The organism is Candidatus Paracaedibacteraceae bacterium (genome assembly GCA_019636055.1).
Lineage (GTDB): Bacteria > Pseudomonadota > Alphaproteobacteria > Paracaedibacterales > Paracaedibacteraceae > Paracaedibacter.
The window spans coordinates 18,758-35,091 of sequence record JAHBYH010000001.1 but is presented as its reverse complement, the minus strand read 5'-3'; the positions used below and the strand labels follow the sequence as shown (position 1 = coordinate 35,091).

General features: G+C 42.1%; 14 protein-coding genes. 9 read left to right on the top strand and 5 right to left on the bottom strand.

Going from position 1 to position 16,334, the window contains the following annotated elements; all coding sequences use genetic code 11:
- Positions 1-85: 85 nt before the first annotated feature.
- The gene (locus tag KF820_00175) at positions 86-1,285 is read right to left on the bottom strand and encodes a hypothetical protein (GenBank protein ID MBX3456764.1); all 1,200 of its coding nucleotides are present in this window, start codon (positions 1,283-1,285) and stop codon (positions 86-88) included.
- 154 nt (positions 1,286-1,439) lie between these two features.
- Between KF820_00175 and KF820_00170 the strand changes: the two genes are divergently transcribed.
- The 8 genes from KF820_00170 (at position 1,440) to lpdA (ending at position 11,244) form a co-directional block, all read left to right on the top strand.
- Positions 1,440-2,099, top strand: coding sequence for a hypothetical protein (locus tag KF820_00170; GenBank protein ID MBX3456763.1), 660 nt, complete (start codon positions 1,440-1,442; stop codon positions 2,097-2,099).
- Between the two features lie 19 nt (positions 2,100-2,118).
- Positions 2,119-3,081, top strand: a complete 963-nt coding sequence (gene mdh, locus KF820_00165; protein MBX3456762.1) for a malate dehydrogenase — start codon at positions 2,119-2,121, stop codon at positions 3,079-3,081.
- A 14-nt stretch (positions 3,082-3,095) separates the two neighbouring features.
- Positions 3,096-4,265, top strand: a complete 1,170-nt coding sequence (gene sucC / locus KF820_00160; protein ID MBX3456761.1) for an ADP-forming succinate--CoA ligase subunit beta — start codon at positions 3,096-3,098, stop codon at positions 4,263-4,265.
- Positions 4,265-5,185 carry a succinate--CoA ligase subunit alpha gene (gene sucD / locus KF820_00155; GenBank protein ID MBX3456760.1) on the top strand — a complete coding sequence of 307 codons (921 nt, stop codon included), beginning with the start codon at positions 4,265-4,267 and terminating at the stop codon, positions 5,183-5,185. The genes sucC and sucD overlap by 1 nt, the downstream gene beginning before the upstream one ends.
- Before the next feature lie 18 nt (positions 5,186-5,203).
- Complete coding sequence (locus tag KF820_00150) at positions 5,204-5,701, top strand: hypothetical protein (protein ID MBX3456759.1); 498 nt, start codon at positions 5,204-5,206, stop codon at positions 5,699-5,701.
- Positions 5,698-8,565, top strand: coding sequence for a 2-oxoglutarate dehydrogenase E1 component (locus KF820_00145; GenBank protein MBX3456758.1), 2,868 nt, complete (start codon positions 5,698-5,700; stop codon positions 8,563-8,565). Before KF820_00150 ends, KF820_00145 begins: the two co-directional genes overlap by 4 nt.
- A gap of 15 nt (positions 8,566-8,580) precedes the next feature.
- Positions 8,581-9,771 (top strand): 2-oxoglutarate dehydrogenase complex dihydrolipoyllysine-residue succinyltransferase, encoded by a 1,191-nt coding sequence (odhB, locus tag KF820_00140; protein MBX3456757.1) that lies wholly within the window; start codon positions 8,581-8,583, stop codon positions 9,769-9,771.
- 72 nt (positions 9,772-9,843) lie between these two features.
- Positions 9,844-11,244 (top strand): dihydrolipoyl dehydrogenase, encoded by a 1,401-nt coding sequence (gene lpdA, locus KF820_00135; protein MBX3456756.1) that lies wholly within the window; start codon positions 9,844-9,846, stop codon positions 11,242-11,244.
- A gap of 60 nt (positions 11,245-11,304) precedes the next feature.
- Here the strand turns inward: lpdA and KF820_00130 are convergent, their stop codons facing one another.
- From KF820_00130 to obgE, 4 genes are all read right to left on the bottom strand, one after another.
- Positions 11,305-12,009 (bottom strand): amino acid ABC transporter ATP-binding protein, encoded by a 705-nt coding sequence (locus KF820_00130; protein MBX3456755.1) that lies wholly within the window; start codon positions 12,007-12,009, stop codon positions 11,305-11,307.
- On the bottom strand, positions 12,002-12,658 hold the full coding sequence (locus KF820_00125) for an amino acid ABC transporter permease (GenBank protein MBX3456754.1): 657 nt from the start codon (positions 12,656-12,658) through the stop codon (positions 12,002-12,004). Before KF820_00125 ends, KF820_00130 begins: the two co-directional genes overlap by 8 nt.
- Position 12,659: 1 nt before the next feature.
- Complete coding sequence (locus KF820_00120) at positions 12,660-13,397, bottom strand: amino acid ABC transporter substrate-binding protein (GenBank protein MBX3456753.1); 738 nt, start codon at positions 13,395-13,397, stop codon at positions 12,660-12,662.
- 73 nt (positions 13,398-13,470) lie between these two features.
- Positions 13,471-14,517 carry a GTPase ObgE gene (obgE, locus tag KF820_00115; GenBank protein MBX3456752.1) on the bottom strand — a complete coding sequence of 349 codons (1,047 nt, stop codon included), beginning with the start codon at positions 14,515-14,517 and terminating at the stop codon, positions 13,471-13,473.
- Positions 14,518-14,647: 130 nt separating this feature from the next.
- Here obgE and KF820_00110 point away from each other — a divergent pair, with 130 nt between their 5' ends.
- A complete protein-coding gene (locus KF820_00110; GenBank protein MBX3456751.1) occupies positions 14,648-16,300 on the top strand; it encodes a hypothetical protein in 1,653 nt (550 codons plus the stop codon).
- The last annotated feature ends 34 nt before the right edge of the window (positions 16,301-16,334 follow it).

Below are 16,334 nucleotides of genomic sequence, written 5' to 3'. Positions count from 1 at the left end.
ATATTAAGGGAAGGACGTTAATAAACCGTAAATTATAGCAATATTGTTTGGTTCTGATAGTTGGTATTATACGGTTTATTTTTATTTATGCGGCCAAGTATTGACGTGTTAAGACCTTGCCTTCCTCGACAGCGGGTTGGTCAAAAGCGTTTACCCCAAGGATGCTTGCCATGGCTAGAGTTTCAATGACGTAGTGCATCATCATATAACCCAACGCATATTCGTCGACGATATCAAGATGAATATGGCGAACTGGACAGTTATTGTTTTTAAGGGTGTCAATTGTTGCTTGTTGCTCTGCTTCCATGAGCTCCCCCATGGTATGATTTTGGTATAACTCAAGGCCGGCTATGTCGTGATTAACTTTAAAATCATCACTTGTATCATAAGATGTTGTGATAACTGTAAAGAATTTATCTTTTGGTCCGTCTAGGAAGAGTTGAAGTTGAGAGTGTTGATCAACTGTTCCAAGGGCTGCGATAGGGGTTGTTCCTTTACCATCTTTTCCAAGGCTTTCAGCCCAAAGCTGGCGATACCACAATGCAAATGTGTTGAGCTGGTCAATATAAGGCATAAGCACGGACACAGTTTTATTGTTGTTGAGAAGTTCGTATTGAATTAGGGCGCCTTCGACGGCCGGATTGGACGGAATATTGTCGTCTAGTTTATGGAGGCAGCTTTTAGCCCCTTTGATAAACTTGTCAACATTAACACCGGAAACAAGTGCGGGAAGAATTCCGACATTTGTGAATACAGCAAAACGACCGCCAATATCTGTTGCGTGATCTAGGCATAGAATATGGTATTTTTTTGCTAACTGTCCCAGCATATTGTTGGTGGGTTCTGTGATTGCGATAAAATGATTCGCAACCTCAAGGTTATTCTTTTCCCAATGGTCTAAGCATACCATAAATTGCATGAGTGTTTCAGCTGTGCTGCCTGATTTGGAAATGACAATTACCCCTGTTGTTTTGGGGGTTATTTTTGCAAAGAGTTTCTTGAATGTTTTTGGGTCAATGTTGTCGCAAAAGTGCATCGTTGGTGCTGAGCTTGCTGCAAATTCGCACAGGGACTTTCCGCCAAGACTTGAACCGCCTGTACCCAAGACAATAATGTCTTTAAAAGACTTTAGTTTTTTTGAATATGTTAAGAGCTGCTCATCAATTTTAAAATGGCGAACATGATTGAATAGAGGGAGGGTGTCACGTAAGACATTTATATCGTTGAGTTTTTTTGCTGTTAATTTTGCTGTGTTAGATAATGAAGAGAAAAATTGAATAGACATGATAAAGCCTAGGTTAAATTACATTATATTTAAGATAGCGATTGGCTAGGGTATATTCAAATATTTTTCTCGCTAAGCATTCACAATAAAGTTGAAGCTGTTTGATGAAAGAGGTAAAGTAAGGATAACTTGGATTTTAAATGGATTTTCTTAAGTGTTATCGGGTCCCAGTATTCCGCCAAAAAATGGCGGTCAGCCAAAGCAACTTGTTGTTATTCTGCATGGATATGGTGCGGATGGCGAAAATCTTATCGACCTTGGCCATTATTGGTCAGAAGGTATGCCGGATGCCGAATTTATTGCGCCGAATGGTATTGAACCCTGTGAGATTGGGATTGGTTACCAATGGTTTGGTCTCAAAGATTATACTCCCTTTAATATACGGGCTGGTCTTGACCGCGTAACTCCGCTTGTTGCTAAGTGGATTAAGGCCCAATTACAGGAAAGATCTTTACCACTTGAAGCATTGTCGCTAGTTGGTTTCTCACAAGGTACAATGCTATCCCTTGATTTAATGTTTCATTTGCATGGCGTCAGAAATGTATTGGGTTATTCAGGAGCGTTTTATCCGCCAGTTGCAAAGACCCTTGCAGATCCAAAACCAAATGTCATGTTAATTCATGGGGATATGGATATGGTTGTTCCCTATATGGCATTTAACGAAGCATTAAAGAATTTATGTCATTATAATGTGGTCCCGGAAAGTTTAACCTGCTCAGGTATTGGGCATAGCATTGATATGCAAGGACTTCAAGCAGGGGCACAGTTCTTAAAAAATGGGTATGCTAAGGCAGACTCGGTAATTATCGCTTAATAGGAAAGAAAGGCAAATCATGTCACGTAAAAAAATAGCCCTAGTTGGCAGCGGAAACATTGGTGGAACGTTGGCACATTTAGCTGCGTTTAAAGGATTAGGTGATGTTGTCTTGATTGACATTGCCGAAGGAATTCCTCAAGGTAAAGCACTTGATTTATCACAGGCGATGGCTGTCGATGGCATTGATGCTCGGATCGAGGGAAGTAATGACTATTCATCCATGAAAGATGCTGATGTTGTGATTGTAACAGCAGGTGTGGCTCGTAAGCCGGGTATGAGTCGCGATGACTTGTTGTTGATTAATTCCGGTGTTATTCGTACAGTTGCAACAAATATTAAAAAGTACTGCCCCAACGCTTTTGTTATTGTAGTGACTAATCCTTTGGATGTGATGGTTTGGGTTATGCGTGAAGAATCTGGCTTGCCTCATAATAAAGTTGTGGGAATGGCGGGAATTTTAGATAGCGGTCGTTACAAACACTTTATTTCCGAAGCTATGGGTGTTTCGTCTCATGATATCCAAGCGTTTGTGTTGGGTGGACATGGCGACACCATGGTACCGTTGCCACGCTATACAACGATTTCTGGAATTCCATTGACTACATGGGTTGAACGGGGGGCGATTTCTCAGGCTAAAGTTGATGAAATCGTTGACCGTACTCGTAATGGCGGGGCTGAAATCGTGAATCTTCTTAAGACGGGCTCTGCTTTTTATGCGCCGGCAGCATCAGCCATTGCGATGGCTGAATCTTACCTTCATGATCAAAAACGTATTCTGCCATGTGCTGCTTGGTTGACAGGGGAGTATGGGGTTAAAGATTTATACGTTGGTGTTCCTGTAGTGATTGGCCAGAATGGTGTTGAAAAAGTTGTTGAGTTAGAGTTAACCCCCGAAGAAAAAGACGGGTTTACTAAATCTGTGACTGCGGTTAGAACTCTCGTCTCTGATGTGCAAAAAATTACATCTCAAGCAAGCTAAAGGAAGTATAGGTTATGAATATTCATGAATATCAAGCCAAAGAAGTTCTGAAGAAATATGGTGCTCCAGTTTCGGCTGGTAAGGTCGCATTTAGTGCAGCTGAAGCAACCAAAGCTGCCCAAGAGCTGGGCGGGCCACTTTGGGTTGTCAAAGCTCAAATTCATGCTGGAGGTCGTGGTAAAGCTGGTGGTGTTATTCTGTGCCGTAGTATTGATGAGGTGACAACAGCTGCAACAAAGTTGATTGGGTCAACTCTTGTGACGCATCAAACAGGTCCAAAAGGTCAGGTTGTGCGTCGTCTATATATCGAATCTGGTTGTGATATTGATCGTGAATTGTATGTCAGTCTTGTTCTTGATCGTAACACCGGACGGGTAGCGATCATCGCATCTCAGGCCGGCGGTATGGATATCGAGGAAGTGGCTGAGAAAACTCCTGAAAAAATCGTTCAGTTTTCTATTGACCCGGCAGCGGGTTACCAGGCATTCCATGGTCGCAAATTAGCGTATGCCTTGGGGCTAGAGGGTGAGACTAACAAGCAGATGGTTAAACTGACAGAATCCTTAGTTAAGGCCTATGTTGAACTTGATTGCACGCAGATTGAAATCAATCCGCTTGTTGTGACAAAACAAGGAACACTGATTGTTTTGGATGCCAAAGTCGGGTTTGATGATAATGCGCTTTACCGCCATCCTGAAATCGAAGCCTTGCGTGATTTGGCTGAAGAAGATCCGGCAGAAACCGAAGCTCATAAACATGAACTGAACTATGTTAAGTTAGATGGCACGATTGGTTGTATGGTCAACGGTGCGGGTTTGGCTATGGCAACCATGGATATTATTAAGTTGCACGGCGGGGAACCTGCTAACTTTTTGGATGTTGGGGGTGGTGCAACTAAAGAGCGTGTTGCCGAAGCATTTAAGTTGATCTTAGCAGACAAGAACGTTAATGCTGTTCTTGTTAATATTTTTGGTGGCATCATGCGTTGTGATGTGATCGCTGAAGGTATTGTCGCGGCAGCCAAAGAAATTCAACTTAATGTTCCGATGGTTGTTCGTCTGCGCGGAACAAATATGGATCAAGGGCGTAAGATTCTTGATGAATCAGGGCTTAAAATCATTTCAGAAGGCGATCTAACACAGGCAGCCGCAAAGGTTGTTTCAGCATCCAAGGAGGCTGCGTAATGTCTATTCTAGTCGACAAAAATACCAAAGTTATTTGTCAGGGGTTTACGGGAAAGAACGGTACGTTCCACTCAGAGCAAGCAATTGCTTATGGAACTAAGATGGTAGGTGGTGTGACACCCGGTAAAGGTGGGACAGAGCATCTTGGGTTGCCTGTATTCAATACAGTTGGTGATGCGGTTAAAACCACAGGCGCAAATGCGTCTGTTATTTACGTACCGGCAGCCTATGCTGCGGATTCTATTATGGAAGCAGCTGACGCAGGCATTGAATTAATTGTCTGTATCACTGAAGGAATTCCTGTTCTCGATATGGTCAAGGTAAAGCGATCTTTATCAGGGACAAATGTTAAGCTAATTGGTCCAAATTGCCCGGGTGTTATTACACCGGATCAATGTAAGATTGGTATTATGCCCGGTTTTATTCATCAGGCTGGAAAAATAGGCATTGTTTCCCGATCAGGAACGTTGACGTACGAGGCTGTTGCTCAGACAACAGCAGTTGGTCTTGGCCAATCCACATGCGTTGGTATTGGTGGTGATCCTGTGCGCGGGATGAACTTTACTGACGTTCTTGAGATGTTTTGGGATGATAAACAAACAGAAGGAATCTTGTTTATCGGTGAAATTGGTGGAAATGACGAACAGGCTGCGGCTGAATATATTGCTCATCAATATGCAAAGGGTCGTTATAAACCAGTTGTTGCTTTTATTGCGGGTGTAACTGCACCTCCGGGGCGTCGTATGGGCCATGCTGGTGCTATTATTGCCGGTGCGGGTGCAAGTGCTGCTGAGAAAATGGAAGCACTTCGTCGTGTTGGTGTTGATGTGGCTGATTCACCTGCAACTTTGGGGGAAACAATGCTTAATGCCATGAAGAACGGCAAAGCACCCAATTTATCACAGGCTGCGAACGGATAATAATAAGGGATTGATCTAATGAGGGGCAGGGGAATTTTAACATTTATGTATATTGCTGTTACTTGTTTAGCAGTTAATTCTGTTTATGCAGAAAGTTCCCCGTCTCCATCAAGTGGCAAAACGCTGACAAAATCCGATATCGATATGGCAGTCAAAGCATCTGCATTGAGATCTAAGAAAATACATGATGATTCTTTACGAGTTTGGAAATCCTTTAAAGATGGTGATAAGCCAAACTATGCTTACTATTACTGGGCAAGGAATATTATTTTCAATCTTAAGAAAAAACAAAATATTCAATTCAAGTCAGAAGACGATGTTAAAAAGGCCTTTCAAATAATGGCGGATGAGGATCTTATTTCATCGGATTCTGTACCGATCCTAGCCAAATTTGTCTGGGAAAATATCGAGCGTCGCAAAGGAATGTCGCCGCTTGAGAAAATCATGCCAGACTATCGCAGAGAAAAAGAAAATATCGCTATAGAACAACTAACTCAATCCAAACAGGAATCATGACGATGCGTACAATCGATCCAGAAAGCTTTTTAAGTGGGGGAAATGCCCCATATATCTTGGAGTTATTCCAAGCTTATGCTAATGATCCAGCTTCTGTGGATGCGAGCTGGCGTGAGTTTTTTGACACACTTGATCCGGCATTGCGCCAAGGTTTAATTCAGGATGATCGCCCCCCACAATGGAGCAAGTCCAAAGCAGCCCGTGCATCTGCTGTAGGCACTGTTTCAATAACACCTGAAGTTGTGCGTGATTCTATTCGGGCTTTGATGTTGATTCGCTCTTTCCGTGTACGTGGTCATTTAATGGCAAAGCTGGATCCTTTGGGGCTTGATAACCGAGCCGATCATTCTGAATTATTACCACAAAGTTATGGCTTTACACCTGCAGATATGTCTCGGCATGTGTTTGTTGACAAAGTTTTAGGGATGGATAATCCAACATTACAGGAAATCTATGACAAACTACGCGCTGTGTACTGTGGTACTGTTGGCGTCGAATTTATGCATATCCAAGAACCTGATCAAAAAAGTTGGATTCAAGAACGCGTTGAAAATACGCCGCCACACTTGCGCGTGGATAATGCCGATCGTATTGAGATCTTAAAAAATCTTATTTCTGGCGATTCTTTTGAACGATTCTTGCAAGTCAAATACCCGGGGGTAAAGCGTTTCGGTCTCGAAGGTGGTGAAAGCCTAATCCCGGCTATGGCAGCTATGGTCGATCGCTTGGCTGATGAGGGCGTTGAGAAAATTGTGATCGGTACGGCACACCGCGGTCGTTTGAATGTTTTGTCGAACATCTTGAAAAAACCGAACGAAGAAATCTTTGCGCATTTCCAAGGCGGTGATGTGGACCCCGAGTCATTCCAAGGGTCCGGTGATGTTAAGTATCACTTAGGGTATTCCATTAAGCGTCAGGTTCGTGGCCGCGATATGCACTTGTCGTTGATGCCTAACCCCTCACACTTGGAAGCTGTCGATCCTGTTGTCTTAGGAAAGGTTCGTGCTGAACAAGATACCCACGGTGACACAGAACGTCGTCGTACAGTTGCTGTGTTGATGCACGGTGATGCTGCTTTTGCAGGTCAAGGTTTGGTTGCAGAGACTCTGGATCTATCCGGGTTAAAGGGTTATACAACTGGTGGTACGATTCATATCATTATTAATAACCAGATTGGTTTCACAACGAGTCCCCCTCATTCAAGGTGCTCACCATACAGTTCTGATATTGCTAAGGCAGTGCAAGCGCCGATTTTACATGTGAATGCGGATGATCCGGAATCAGTTGTTTGGGCAATGCGCCTTGCTGTGGATTTTCATCGTCAGTTTTCTGTTGATGTGGTTTTGGATCTTATTTGTTACCGTCGTCATGGTCATAATGAAATTGATGAGCCAAGTTTTACGCAACCGATTATGTATCGTCGTATTGCTGAACATCCGTCAACCTTTAAGTTGTATTCCCAACACTTAGTAAAATCGGGTGTGCTGACTGACAGTCAGGTCACGGAACATGTTGATCATTATGAGAATCAACTTCGTGAAACGTTAGAGTCATTAGATGAGCATAAGACAAAAGCCTTGATTTCTAAGCCACAATGGTTGGATGGCGCTTGGGTTGGGATTAAATCACCGCGACTTGTAACGCCTGAGAGTGATATGACGCCATCAACAGGAGCAAGTGTTGAAAATCTTGAGCGTGTTGCTGAAAAATTAACGCTTGTTCCTGATGGTTTGATAATTAATTCTCGGTTACAACGCGTTTTAAAACCTAAACAGGAAGCGCTTGAGTCAGGCGAAAATATTGATTGGGGCACGGGTGAAGCTCTGGCTTTCGGGACGCTATTGCTGGAAGGTAAAAAAGTTCGCCTCAGTGGACAAGATGTTGGTCGTGGGACATTTTCGCACCGCCACGCCGTTTGGACAGATCAAAATACAGAACGTAAATATGTTGCATTGAACCATCTGTCCGAATCTCAAGCAAAATTTGATGTGATTGACAGTCCATTGGCCGAGGCATCTGTTCTTGGGTTCGAATACGGATATAGTCTTGCTGATCCACATGCGTTGGTTCTTTGGGAAGCTCAGTTTGGTGATTTTGCTAATGGGGCTCAGGTTATTATCGACCAATTTATTTCCGCAGCTGAACATAAGTGGCAACGTTTGTCTGGCTTGGTTATGTTGCTGCCACATGGTTATGAAGGGCAGGGGCCGGAACATTCGTCTTGTCGCGTTGAGCGTTACCTACAATTATGTGGTGAGGGCAATATGCGCGTCATCAATTGTACAACACCTGCAAATTACTTTCACGCGTTGCGTCGCCAAGTATTAGGGGAGACCCGCAAGCCCTTAATCGTTGTAGCACCAAAGACGCTGCTTCGCCACAAACTAGCGGTTTCAAAGATTGAAGATATGTTTGAGGGAACAACGTTTAAACCGGTTATTGACGATAGTGATGTGAAAAAAGATAAGGTCAACCGTGTTGTTCTATGCAGTGGTAAGGTCTATTACGAGTTGTTGCAAGAACGAGAAGCGCAAGGATTAGAAGATGTAGCAATTGTTCGACTGGAACAATACTATCCGTTGCCAGAAAAGTATCTATCTGATGTTCTAAAACCTTATGCTGGGCGTGCAGAATTCATCTGGTGCCAAGAGGAACCGGAAAACATGGGAGCATGGATGTTCCTAGATCGTAAATTAGAAAAAATCCTAGAGGGGTTAAACGCAAGGTCACCGCGGGTTCGTTATGCAGGACGTGCTGAGGCGGCATCACCTGCTACCGGGAATGCAGCACGTCACGAATTTGAACAAAAGGCCTTGGTCCATCAAGCATTAGGTCTGTCAGCTAAACTAAAAGAAGTTATTTAAGTAGGAGTAGAGGGAATGTCCGAACATAAAGAGATTAAAGTTCCGCCATTGGGTGAGTCTGTTAGCGAGGGAACTGTTGCTCGTTGGATTAAAAAGGAAGGTCAAGCTGTTGTTGCGGACGAAATCCTTGTTGAGTTAGAGACAGATAAGGTCACCCTGGAGGTTACTTCCCCTGCATCTGGTGTGTTGTCTAAAATCCACCATCCAGAGGGGACCAATGTCGAAGTTGGTCAAATCTTGGGGCTTGTTGAGGTCGGTGGCGAAGCCACGGTTGAGGCAATCGTTGAGGAAATTAAAGAAGAAATCCAAGAAGAAATAAAAGCTGCTGAGGAAAAACATGTTGATGTCGGTGTTCAGCATGGTCCTGCGGTTCGTAAGATGGCAGAAGAAAATAACATCAATGTTGCAGCTGTTGCCTCTTCTGGTAAAGATGGACGTGTCACAAAGGGTGATGTCATCAACTATATGGAAAATCCTGTAGCAGCGACGCCAGCACGTACAGTCGAAGTACGGGAAGAGCGCGTTAAGATGACACGTTTGCGCCAGCGCATTGCAGAACGTCTTAAAGGGGCGCAAAATACCGCAGCGATTCTAACAACATTTAACGAAGTTGACATGACCAACGTCATGGAAATGCGTAATCGTTATAAAGAATCTTTTGAAAAGAAACATGGTGTTAAGCTTGGCTTTATGTCTTTCTTCGTTAAGGCTGCAATCCAAGCGCTTAAAGAAATCCCTGAAGTCAATGCAGAAATCAATGGCGACGAAATTATCTATAAAAATTATTATGATATTGGCGTTGCTGTTTCTGCCCCTCAAGGCCTCGTTGTTCCAGTGGTTCGTGATGCAGATGCTATGAGTTTTGCCGAAGTTGAGAAAGAAATTGCGCGTCTTGGTGGTCGGGCTCGTGATGGTAAGCTGAGTATCGATGAGATGACAGGTGGTACGTTTACGGTATCTAATGGCGGGATTTTTGGATCGTTGATGTCTACACCAATTCTTAACTCACCCCAAACAGGGATTCTCGGGATGCATAAGACACAAGAGCGTCCAGTTGCAATCAACGGACAAGTTGTTATTCGACCGATGATGTATATTGCCTTGTCTTATGATCATCGTCTGATTGACGGAAAAGAAGCGGTAACTTTCCTAGTTCGCATCAAAGAGAGTATCGAAAATCCAGAGCGCTTATTACTGGATATGTAGTAAATTTCCACTTCTCCCCATGAGGGAGAGGTCGATTTAGAATCTTTAATGTGAATGATAAAAGGGTAAAAAATGTCTCATGAATATGATTTAGTTGTGATTGGTGCCGGTCCTGGTGGATATGTAGCTGCGATTAAAGCTGCACAATTGGGATTGAAAGTTGCTTGTGTTGATAAAAGAGAAGTTGCCGGTGGGACTTGCTTGAATGTCGGGTGTATTCCATCAAAAGCATTGCTGACATCTTCCCATAAATTTCACGAAGCCCAAGAACATTTTCAAAATCATGGGATTACGGCGGATGTCAAAATTGATGTCAAGAAGATGATGTTGCGTAAAGAAAATGTTGTGACTGAATTGACTAAGGGGATTGGTTTTCTTTTTAAGAAGAACGGTGTCACGTTTATTAATGGTCATGCAAAAATCCAGTCTGCCCATGAAGTGCATGTTGATGGGCATGGTTTACTAACAGCTAAGAATATTTTGATTGCAACGGGATCGGTCTCGTCACCATTACCCGGCATTGAAATTGATGAAGAACAGATTGTATCCTCGACAGGCGCATTAGAATTTTCCAAAGAACCAAAACATTTGGTTGTTATTGGGGCGGGGTATATTGGTTTGGAACTCGGGTCTGTCTGGCGTCGTCTTGGTACTGCTGTTACCGTTGTTGAGTATGCTGATCGTATTGTCCCGATGATGGATCAGGAAGTTGCAAAGGCATTTCATAAGTCTTTGGAATCTCAAGGTATGGTTTTCCGTCTTGGTCGTAAAGTTGTTAATGTTGTCAAACAGGGTAAAGAACTCGCGTTGCACGTTATTCCAGCTGCATCTAGGGGGGAAGATATGCCGGAAATTATCACCTGTGACAAGGTTTTGGTTGCAGCTGGTCGTAAACCAAACACACATGATCTTGGCCTTGAAAATGTGGGAATTGAAACAGATCAACGAGGCTTTATTCAGGTTAACAACCATCTTCAAACAAAGCATCCTCATATCTTTGCAATTGGCGATGTGATCCCAGGGCCAATGTTAGCACACAAAGCCGAAGAAGAAGGTGTGGCAGTGGCAGAATTTCTTGCCGGTCAATCAGGGCACGTTAATTATGACGTTATTCCTGCGGTGGTTTATACTCAACCAGAGGTTGCAAGCGTCGGAATTACAGAAGAACAAGCCAAAGAGCATGGTCATGCTTATAAAGTTGGTAAATTTCCGTTTTTGGCAAATAGTCGTGCTAAATCGACAGGAGATACAATTGGTTTTGTCAAAGTGATCGCAGATGCAAAAACAGATCGTGTCTTGGGTGTTCATATTATTGGTGAACAAGCGGGAAATATGATTGCTGAGGCTGCTATGGCGATGGAATTCTGCGCATCTTCTGAAGATATTGCGCGGACATGTCATGCGCACCCAACCCATTCAGAAGCATTGAAAGAAGCGGCTATGGCAACTTATGCCAAAGCAATTCATATCTAACCTGTATTGTACCTCTCCCTTTCTGGGAAGAGGTGTTATGCTATACAACTATAAGGAATATCATCCAACGCGTTCAACGAAACTGCGAGCTCGATCTGACTTAGGAGATTCAAAGAAATCTTTGGCAGATGAATCCTCAATCAGCTTTCCTTGTTCCAAGAACAGGACTCTGTCTGCAATTTTTTTACAGATCTTAAGTTCGTGCGTTGCCATGATGATAATGCGATCAGGGCTTCGTAAACTATTAATCAAATCAGCTATGTCGTCAACCATTTCGGGGTCAAGGGCAGAAGTAGGTTCATCAAATAACAGAATTTTTGGCTCCATCATCAATGCACGTGCGATCGCTACCCGTTGTTTTTGACCACCTGAAAGTAAGTGGGGGTGAACCTTGGCTTTATCTTCAAGACCAAAACGGCGTAACATTTCTATTGCCTTTGGATTACATGTTTGGTCTGTCATTAAACCAAGGTGCTCTGGGGAATAGCATAGGTTTTCCAGAACAGTCAGGTGTGGGAACAGATGAAACTGTTGGAAAACCATGCCAATATCCGTTGGTTTCAGTGCTTGGATTGGAATATCGTCCATGATAATTGCACCAGGGTCACTGGGTTCCAGACGTGCAATGCAGCGCATGAGGGATGTTTTCCCGCTGCCAGATGGACCGAGAAGAGCCGTAATCTCACCTGCTTTGAATTCGCAGGTGATTTGATCAAGAATTTTATTGCCATTGGATGTTAATGTTAGTTCTTTTAGTTTAAGCATATCTAAGCCTCTTTTCGAGTTGTTTTGCCCCGAAAGCAATGATCATTACAATTACATAGTAACATGCCGCAGCAATGATTAAAGGTTCAAAGTATAAATATTTCTCACTGGCCACCTTTTGGGCTTGCCTTAAAAGGTCAGCTTCGCCAATGGTTGAGACCAATGTAGACTCTTTTAAAAGATCAATCATCTCGTTAACTAATGCGGGTAGCGTATTCCGAATAGCTTGTGGCATAATAATTCCAATGATGGTCTGGGTACGGCTGAGACCAAGCATTTGTGCAGCTTCCCACTGCCCTTGATCAACAGATTGGATGCCTGCACGGATAATTTCAGATGAATAGGCTGCTGAATTAAGAGCAAAAGTTAAAATTCCTGCTTCGAATGTTGATATTGTATAGCCTGTTAATTGGGGTGTTGCATAGTACATCAGACCTAATTGAACTAATAGGGGGGTACCACGGAAAACCGATGTATAGGCGCTGGCAAGCCAACGTAACCAATTTTTGTTGCTTAGTTTTGCTAAGGCTAGAAATAACCCTAATGGCAGGCCACATAACAGGGATAAACTTGTAAACTTAAGGGTTACCAATAATCCCTGAAGAATTACTGGTAAGGATGGCAGAATAGCCTCGAAATTTAAGTGCATCTTAGTTCAACCACTTTGTAATTAATTGATCTAAAGAACCATCTTTTTTCATGTCGCTAAGGACGGTATTAATCTTATCGCGCAGGTTTGATCCTTTGGGGAAGGCAATGGCAATTTCAATTTCAGAACCAATAAGCGGGATAACCTTGAAGTCAGATTGTTGTTTGACCAATAAATCGCCTTCGGTTTTTCCCATAATTAGGCAAGATAAACGTCCACTTTTCATATCTTGAATAAGATCTGGTACTTTTGGTAAGGTTTTTATAATCAAGTTGGGCGCTTGTTGACTTAGGTCCGAATTGGCATAAGGTTCATATATTGATCCTGATTGAAGGCCGATAGTTTTACCTGATAAGTCTGATGCTTGTTTAATGTCTGAATCTTTTTGACAAACCATTACGATGGATCCGGCAAAATAATTATCACTAAAATCCACAGCCTTTTTACGCTCTGTTGTTGCGGAAATAGCTGATACGCCGGCATCAATTCTCTTCGATTGAAGGGCCGCAATAATACCATCGAAATTCATGTCTTTGAACTCAATGGCTAATTGCAGTCGTTTGGCAATTTCTTCAAGAAGCTCAATGTCAAAGCCAACGATTTTTCCATTTGAGAAATATTCAAAGGGTGGATAATCAGCTGATACACCAACGGTTAATTGAGAGTCTGTTTTTTTAGTATCATCATTACATGAAATGACGGCCAATGCTGTACAAGCAATGCTTAGTAGTTTTTTCATCATAAAATCCTATTGTGATTTAATCGTAAATTTAAGTGGAGAGCCCGTCGGTGACGGGTCTGAGTCTATGTGCTCAACCTAATGGATGATAGGGTTTATCTTCAATTACAGCGGCGTCGCCGCGTCGTCGGTGTTGATGAATGTAATCAAGTGTTTTAGCCAATACAGGGGTAATTCCTTGTTTGGAAGCACCGCTAATTGTGTATAGATTTTGATGGGAAACAACGCTTTTAAGTTGTTCTAGTTTTTCAGCGATATCGTCTTCTGTCAGAGCATCGCACTTATTTAAGGCAACAATTTCAGGTTTATCTTCTAGGCCATAGCCATAGGCTTCAAGTTCATGGCGAATAGTTGTATAGGCTTCGGCCACATTTTCTTGGGTTCCGTCAATAAGGTGGAGAATCACACCACACCGTTCAACGTGCCCTAGAAAGCGTGTGCCAAGACCTGCTCCTTGGTGGGCATTTTCAATCAGGCCCGGTAAATCAGCAAGAGTAAATTCTTCTTCATGAACATAGACAACCCCTAATTGTGGAGCTAATGTTGTGAACGGATAATCGGCGATTTTTGCTTTTGCTCGTGAAACTGAAGATAGAAAAGTTGACTTTCCGGCATTCGGCAACCCAACAAGCCCTGCATCTGCAATAAGTTTTAAGCGCATCCAAACCCAGAGTTCAGGGCCTTCCCAACCGGGAATTGTTTTGCGTGGAGCTTGGTTTGTTGCTGTTTTAAAGTGGGCATTACCATAACCACCATCGCCACCGCGAACCAGAGTAAACCGCTGTCCCGGTTCAATTAAGTCAGCAATAAGTGTTTCTTTATCATCATCTAGGATTTGTGTACCAACAGGAACCTTAAGAATTGTATCTTCGCCATCGGCACCAGTCCGGTTACGACCGGATCCGCCTTGGCCCCCTTGGGCACGGAAATGTTGTTGGTAACGATAATCAATAAGGGTGTTGAGGTTATCTGCAGCCTCTAGGATAATACTGCCGCCACGACCGCCATTACCACCATCAGGTCCACCATATTCAATGAATTTTTCACGACGAAAACTGCAGCAGCCATTGCCACCGTTACCAGCTTTTACATAAATTTTAACTTGGTCGAGAAATTTCATTGTTATTATTCCTTAATACATCTAAACACTATGTATGAATTAGCGATGATAAATCAAGAGAAAAAAGTATTGAATAAGGTGAGGGAGAATTCTATTTCTGATATAAGTATTTTTAATGTTTAGAGATTAAATGATTAAGACGTTCTTCATTTGTTTGGCTTTCGCCGATTTAGGTTTTTGTTTTGCCAATGATTTATTAGCTCAAAAGTTAGGTGTAGATCAAAATGATCCTGATTTTCTGGTTGTTCAGAAAATTGCCGGAATTCTTGAAAGAGATTTGGATACTAGGGATGTTCTCGCTGCATACTATGAGACTATTGGAGAGAGAGTTTCTAAAGCAAATCCCGATTATGAAGGGCTTGATTTCAAATCCTTTGATCCATCTGCAGAGTATGATCATTCAGAGTTAGAGTTGAGACCTTTATTTGGGCCGGACTCGTTGAGGGAATCTCAAATGTGGGAGGCAAATCTGTCTGATGCTTGGGGATATATTGAATCATGTTATACATGGCTAAAGAAGCGAGATAATTTACAATCGCTTGTAACCTATCCTCAAACTATAAAATATAATTCAGTGGTTTTTTATATAGAGTACAGCAGGTTAGCTCAAGGTAAAACAAAACAGTTTTTGCCCCTGGCAATAGCCACACCTAAAGGGCTAATTTCTAAAGGACTAATTCTTTATGCGGCCCTAAATAATATTTGGTTGGCGGGGTTACCCCTGGAAAAAGATAATATTGAAGGAGATCATGGAAAAGTATCAGCCACAAAGTTTTTTAAGCACGATTTTGCGCACTTATTATTTTATTCATTTGATTTTAGCTATACCAATTTTTCTCAAAGATTGAGATCTGCAGTCCTTGAATATCCAGATATTATTAATATTGATATATTATTTAATTACCTTCACGAACAGCTATCCTTGGCTGAGGGTGATTTGTTTGTAAGTTCACAAAACATAAAAAAAATATTTGGTTGCCCATCTGAATATGAATCTGTTTGTATTGTACCATGGGTTTTTGCATTTTTGGATGGTGACATGTTAAGGGAAACACCCAAAACATGGTATGCAGCTTTATATTTGTGCAAATCTAACAATGATACTTTACGCGTAATTGGTCAACATTATCTAGATCGTTATACTGGTGAGGTATCTGAACCAGTCAGACTAATGAGGGACCATATAATAAAACCGGCACGATATTATTTTATAGTTTCGGAAATTCTAAAAGTTATAAAGAGACGTCATGATTTGATTTTGCCATATGAGTCCTTTATCAAGGTATCTTGGACAAATTTATTCTGGGTTGATTTTCGTGATGAGCTAGGGACGCCGGAAACAGTAAAGCAATATGCAGACCAGCTCGTAGAGGACGTTCAAAAAAGCATTTTATGCTTAGGCTGGAACCCAGATCTAGCATCTTTATTATTACAGGATAAAGTGGTAAGTAGCATAATTAGAAATGTAGAAGATTTATCGATGCTATGCAAGGTAACTCAGCACTGGAGCATGAAAAGTGTAAAATTGTTTTTTGGCTATTTGAGTGCAAATTTAAATTTAGCGAAGAATATCGTTGATGCTAGCGATTTAAAAGCGTTGCTCAAGTTTTGTAGCACTTTTGATGTGCGGGAATGGGATCTTGTTCTTTCTGAAATTAAGCTAAGTTCTCATGATATACTTACATTCCAATTGAAGAAAATTAAAGGTAACATTAGACATGCTGTGGACATCAAAAGAAAATTGCCAAACCCTAAAAGGTTAAAAAGACATAGAAGTAGATAAATCTATAGCCGATTTTTTATAAGTCGACAGCAAG

Coding starts and splice junctions, on each gene's coding strand:
- KF820_00130 (MBX3456755.1), bottom strand. CDS start 12,009: ATGCTTAAACTAAAAGAACTAACATTAACATCCAATGGCAATAAAATT.
- KF820_00150 (MBX3456759.1), top strand. CDS start 5,204: ATGAGGGGCAGGGGAATTTTAACATTTATGTATATTGCTGTTACTTGT.
- KF820_00175 (MBX3456764.1), bottom strand. CDS start 1,285: ATGTCTATTCAATTTTTCTCTTCATTATCTAACACAGCAAAATTAACA.
- sucC (MBX3456761.1), top strand. CDS start 3,096: ATGAATATTCATGAATATCAAGCCAAAGAAGTTCTGAAGAAATATGGT.
- mdh (MBX3456762.1), top strand. CDS start 2,119: ATGTCACGTAAAAAAATAGCCCTAGTTGGCAGCGGAAACATTGGTGGA.
- odhB (MBX3456757.1), top strand. CDS start 8,581: ATGTCCGAACATAAAGAGATTAAAGTTCCGCCATTGGGTGAGTCTGTT.
- KF820_00145 (MBX3456758.1), top strand. CDS start 5,698: ATGACGATGCGTACAATCGATCCAGAAAGCTTTTTAAGTGGGGGAAAT.
- KF820_00120 (MBX3456753.1), bottom strand. CDS start 13,397: ATGAAAAAACTACTAAGCATTGCTTGTACAGCATTGGCCGTCATTTCA.
- lpdA (MBX3456756.1), top strand. CDS start 9,844: ATGTCTCATGAATATGATTTAGTTGTGATTGGTGCCGGTCCTGGTGGA.
- obgE (MBX3456752.1), bottom strand. CDS start 14,517: ATGAAATTTCTCGACCAAGTTAAAATTTATGTAAAAGCTGGTAACGGT.
- KF820_00110 (MBX3456751.1), top strand. CDS start 14,648: ATGATTAAGACGTTCTTCATTTGTTTGGCTTTCGCCGATTTAGGTTTT.
- KF820_00125 (MBX3456754.1), bottom strand. CDS start 12,658: ATGCACTTAAATTTCGAGGCTATTCTGCCATCCTTACCAGTAATTCTT.
- sucD (MBX3456760.1), top strand. CDS start 4,265: ATGTCTATTCTAGTCGACAAAAATACCAAAGTTATTTGTCAGGGGTTT.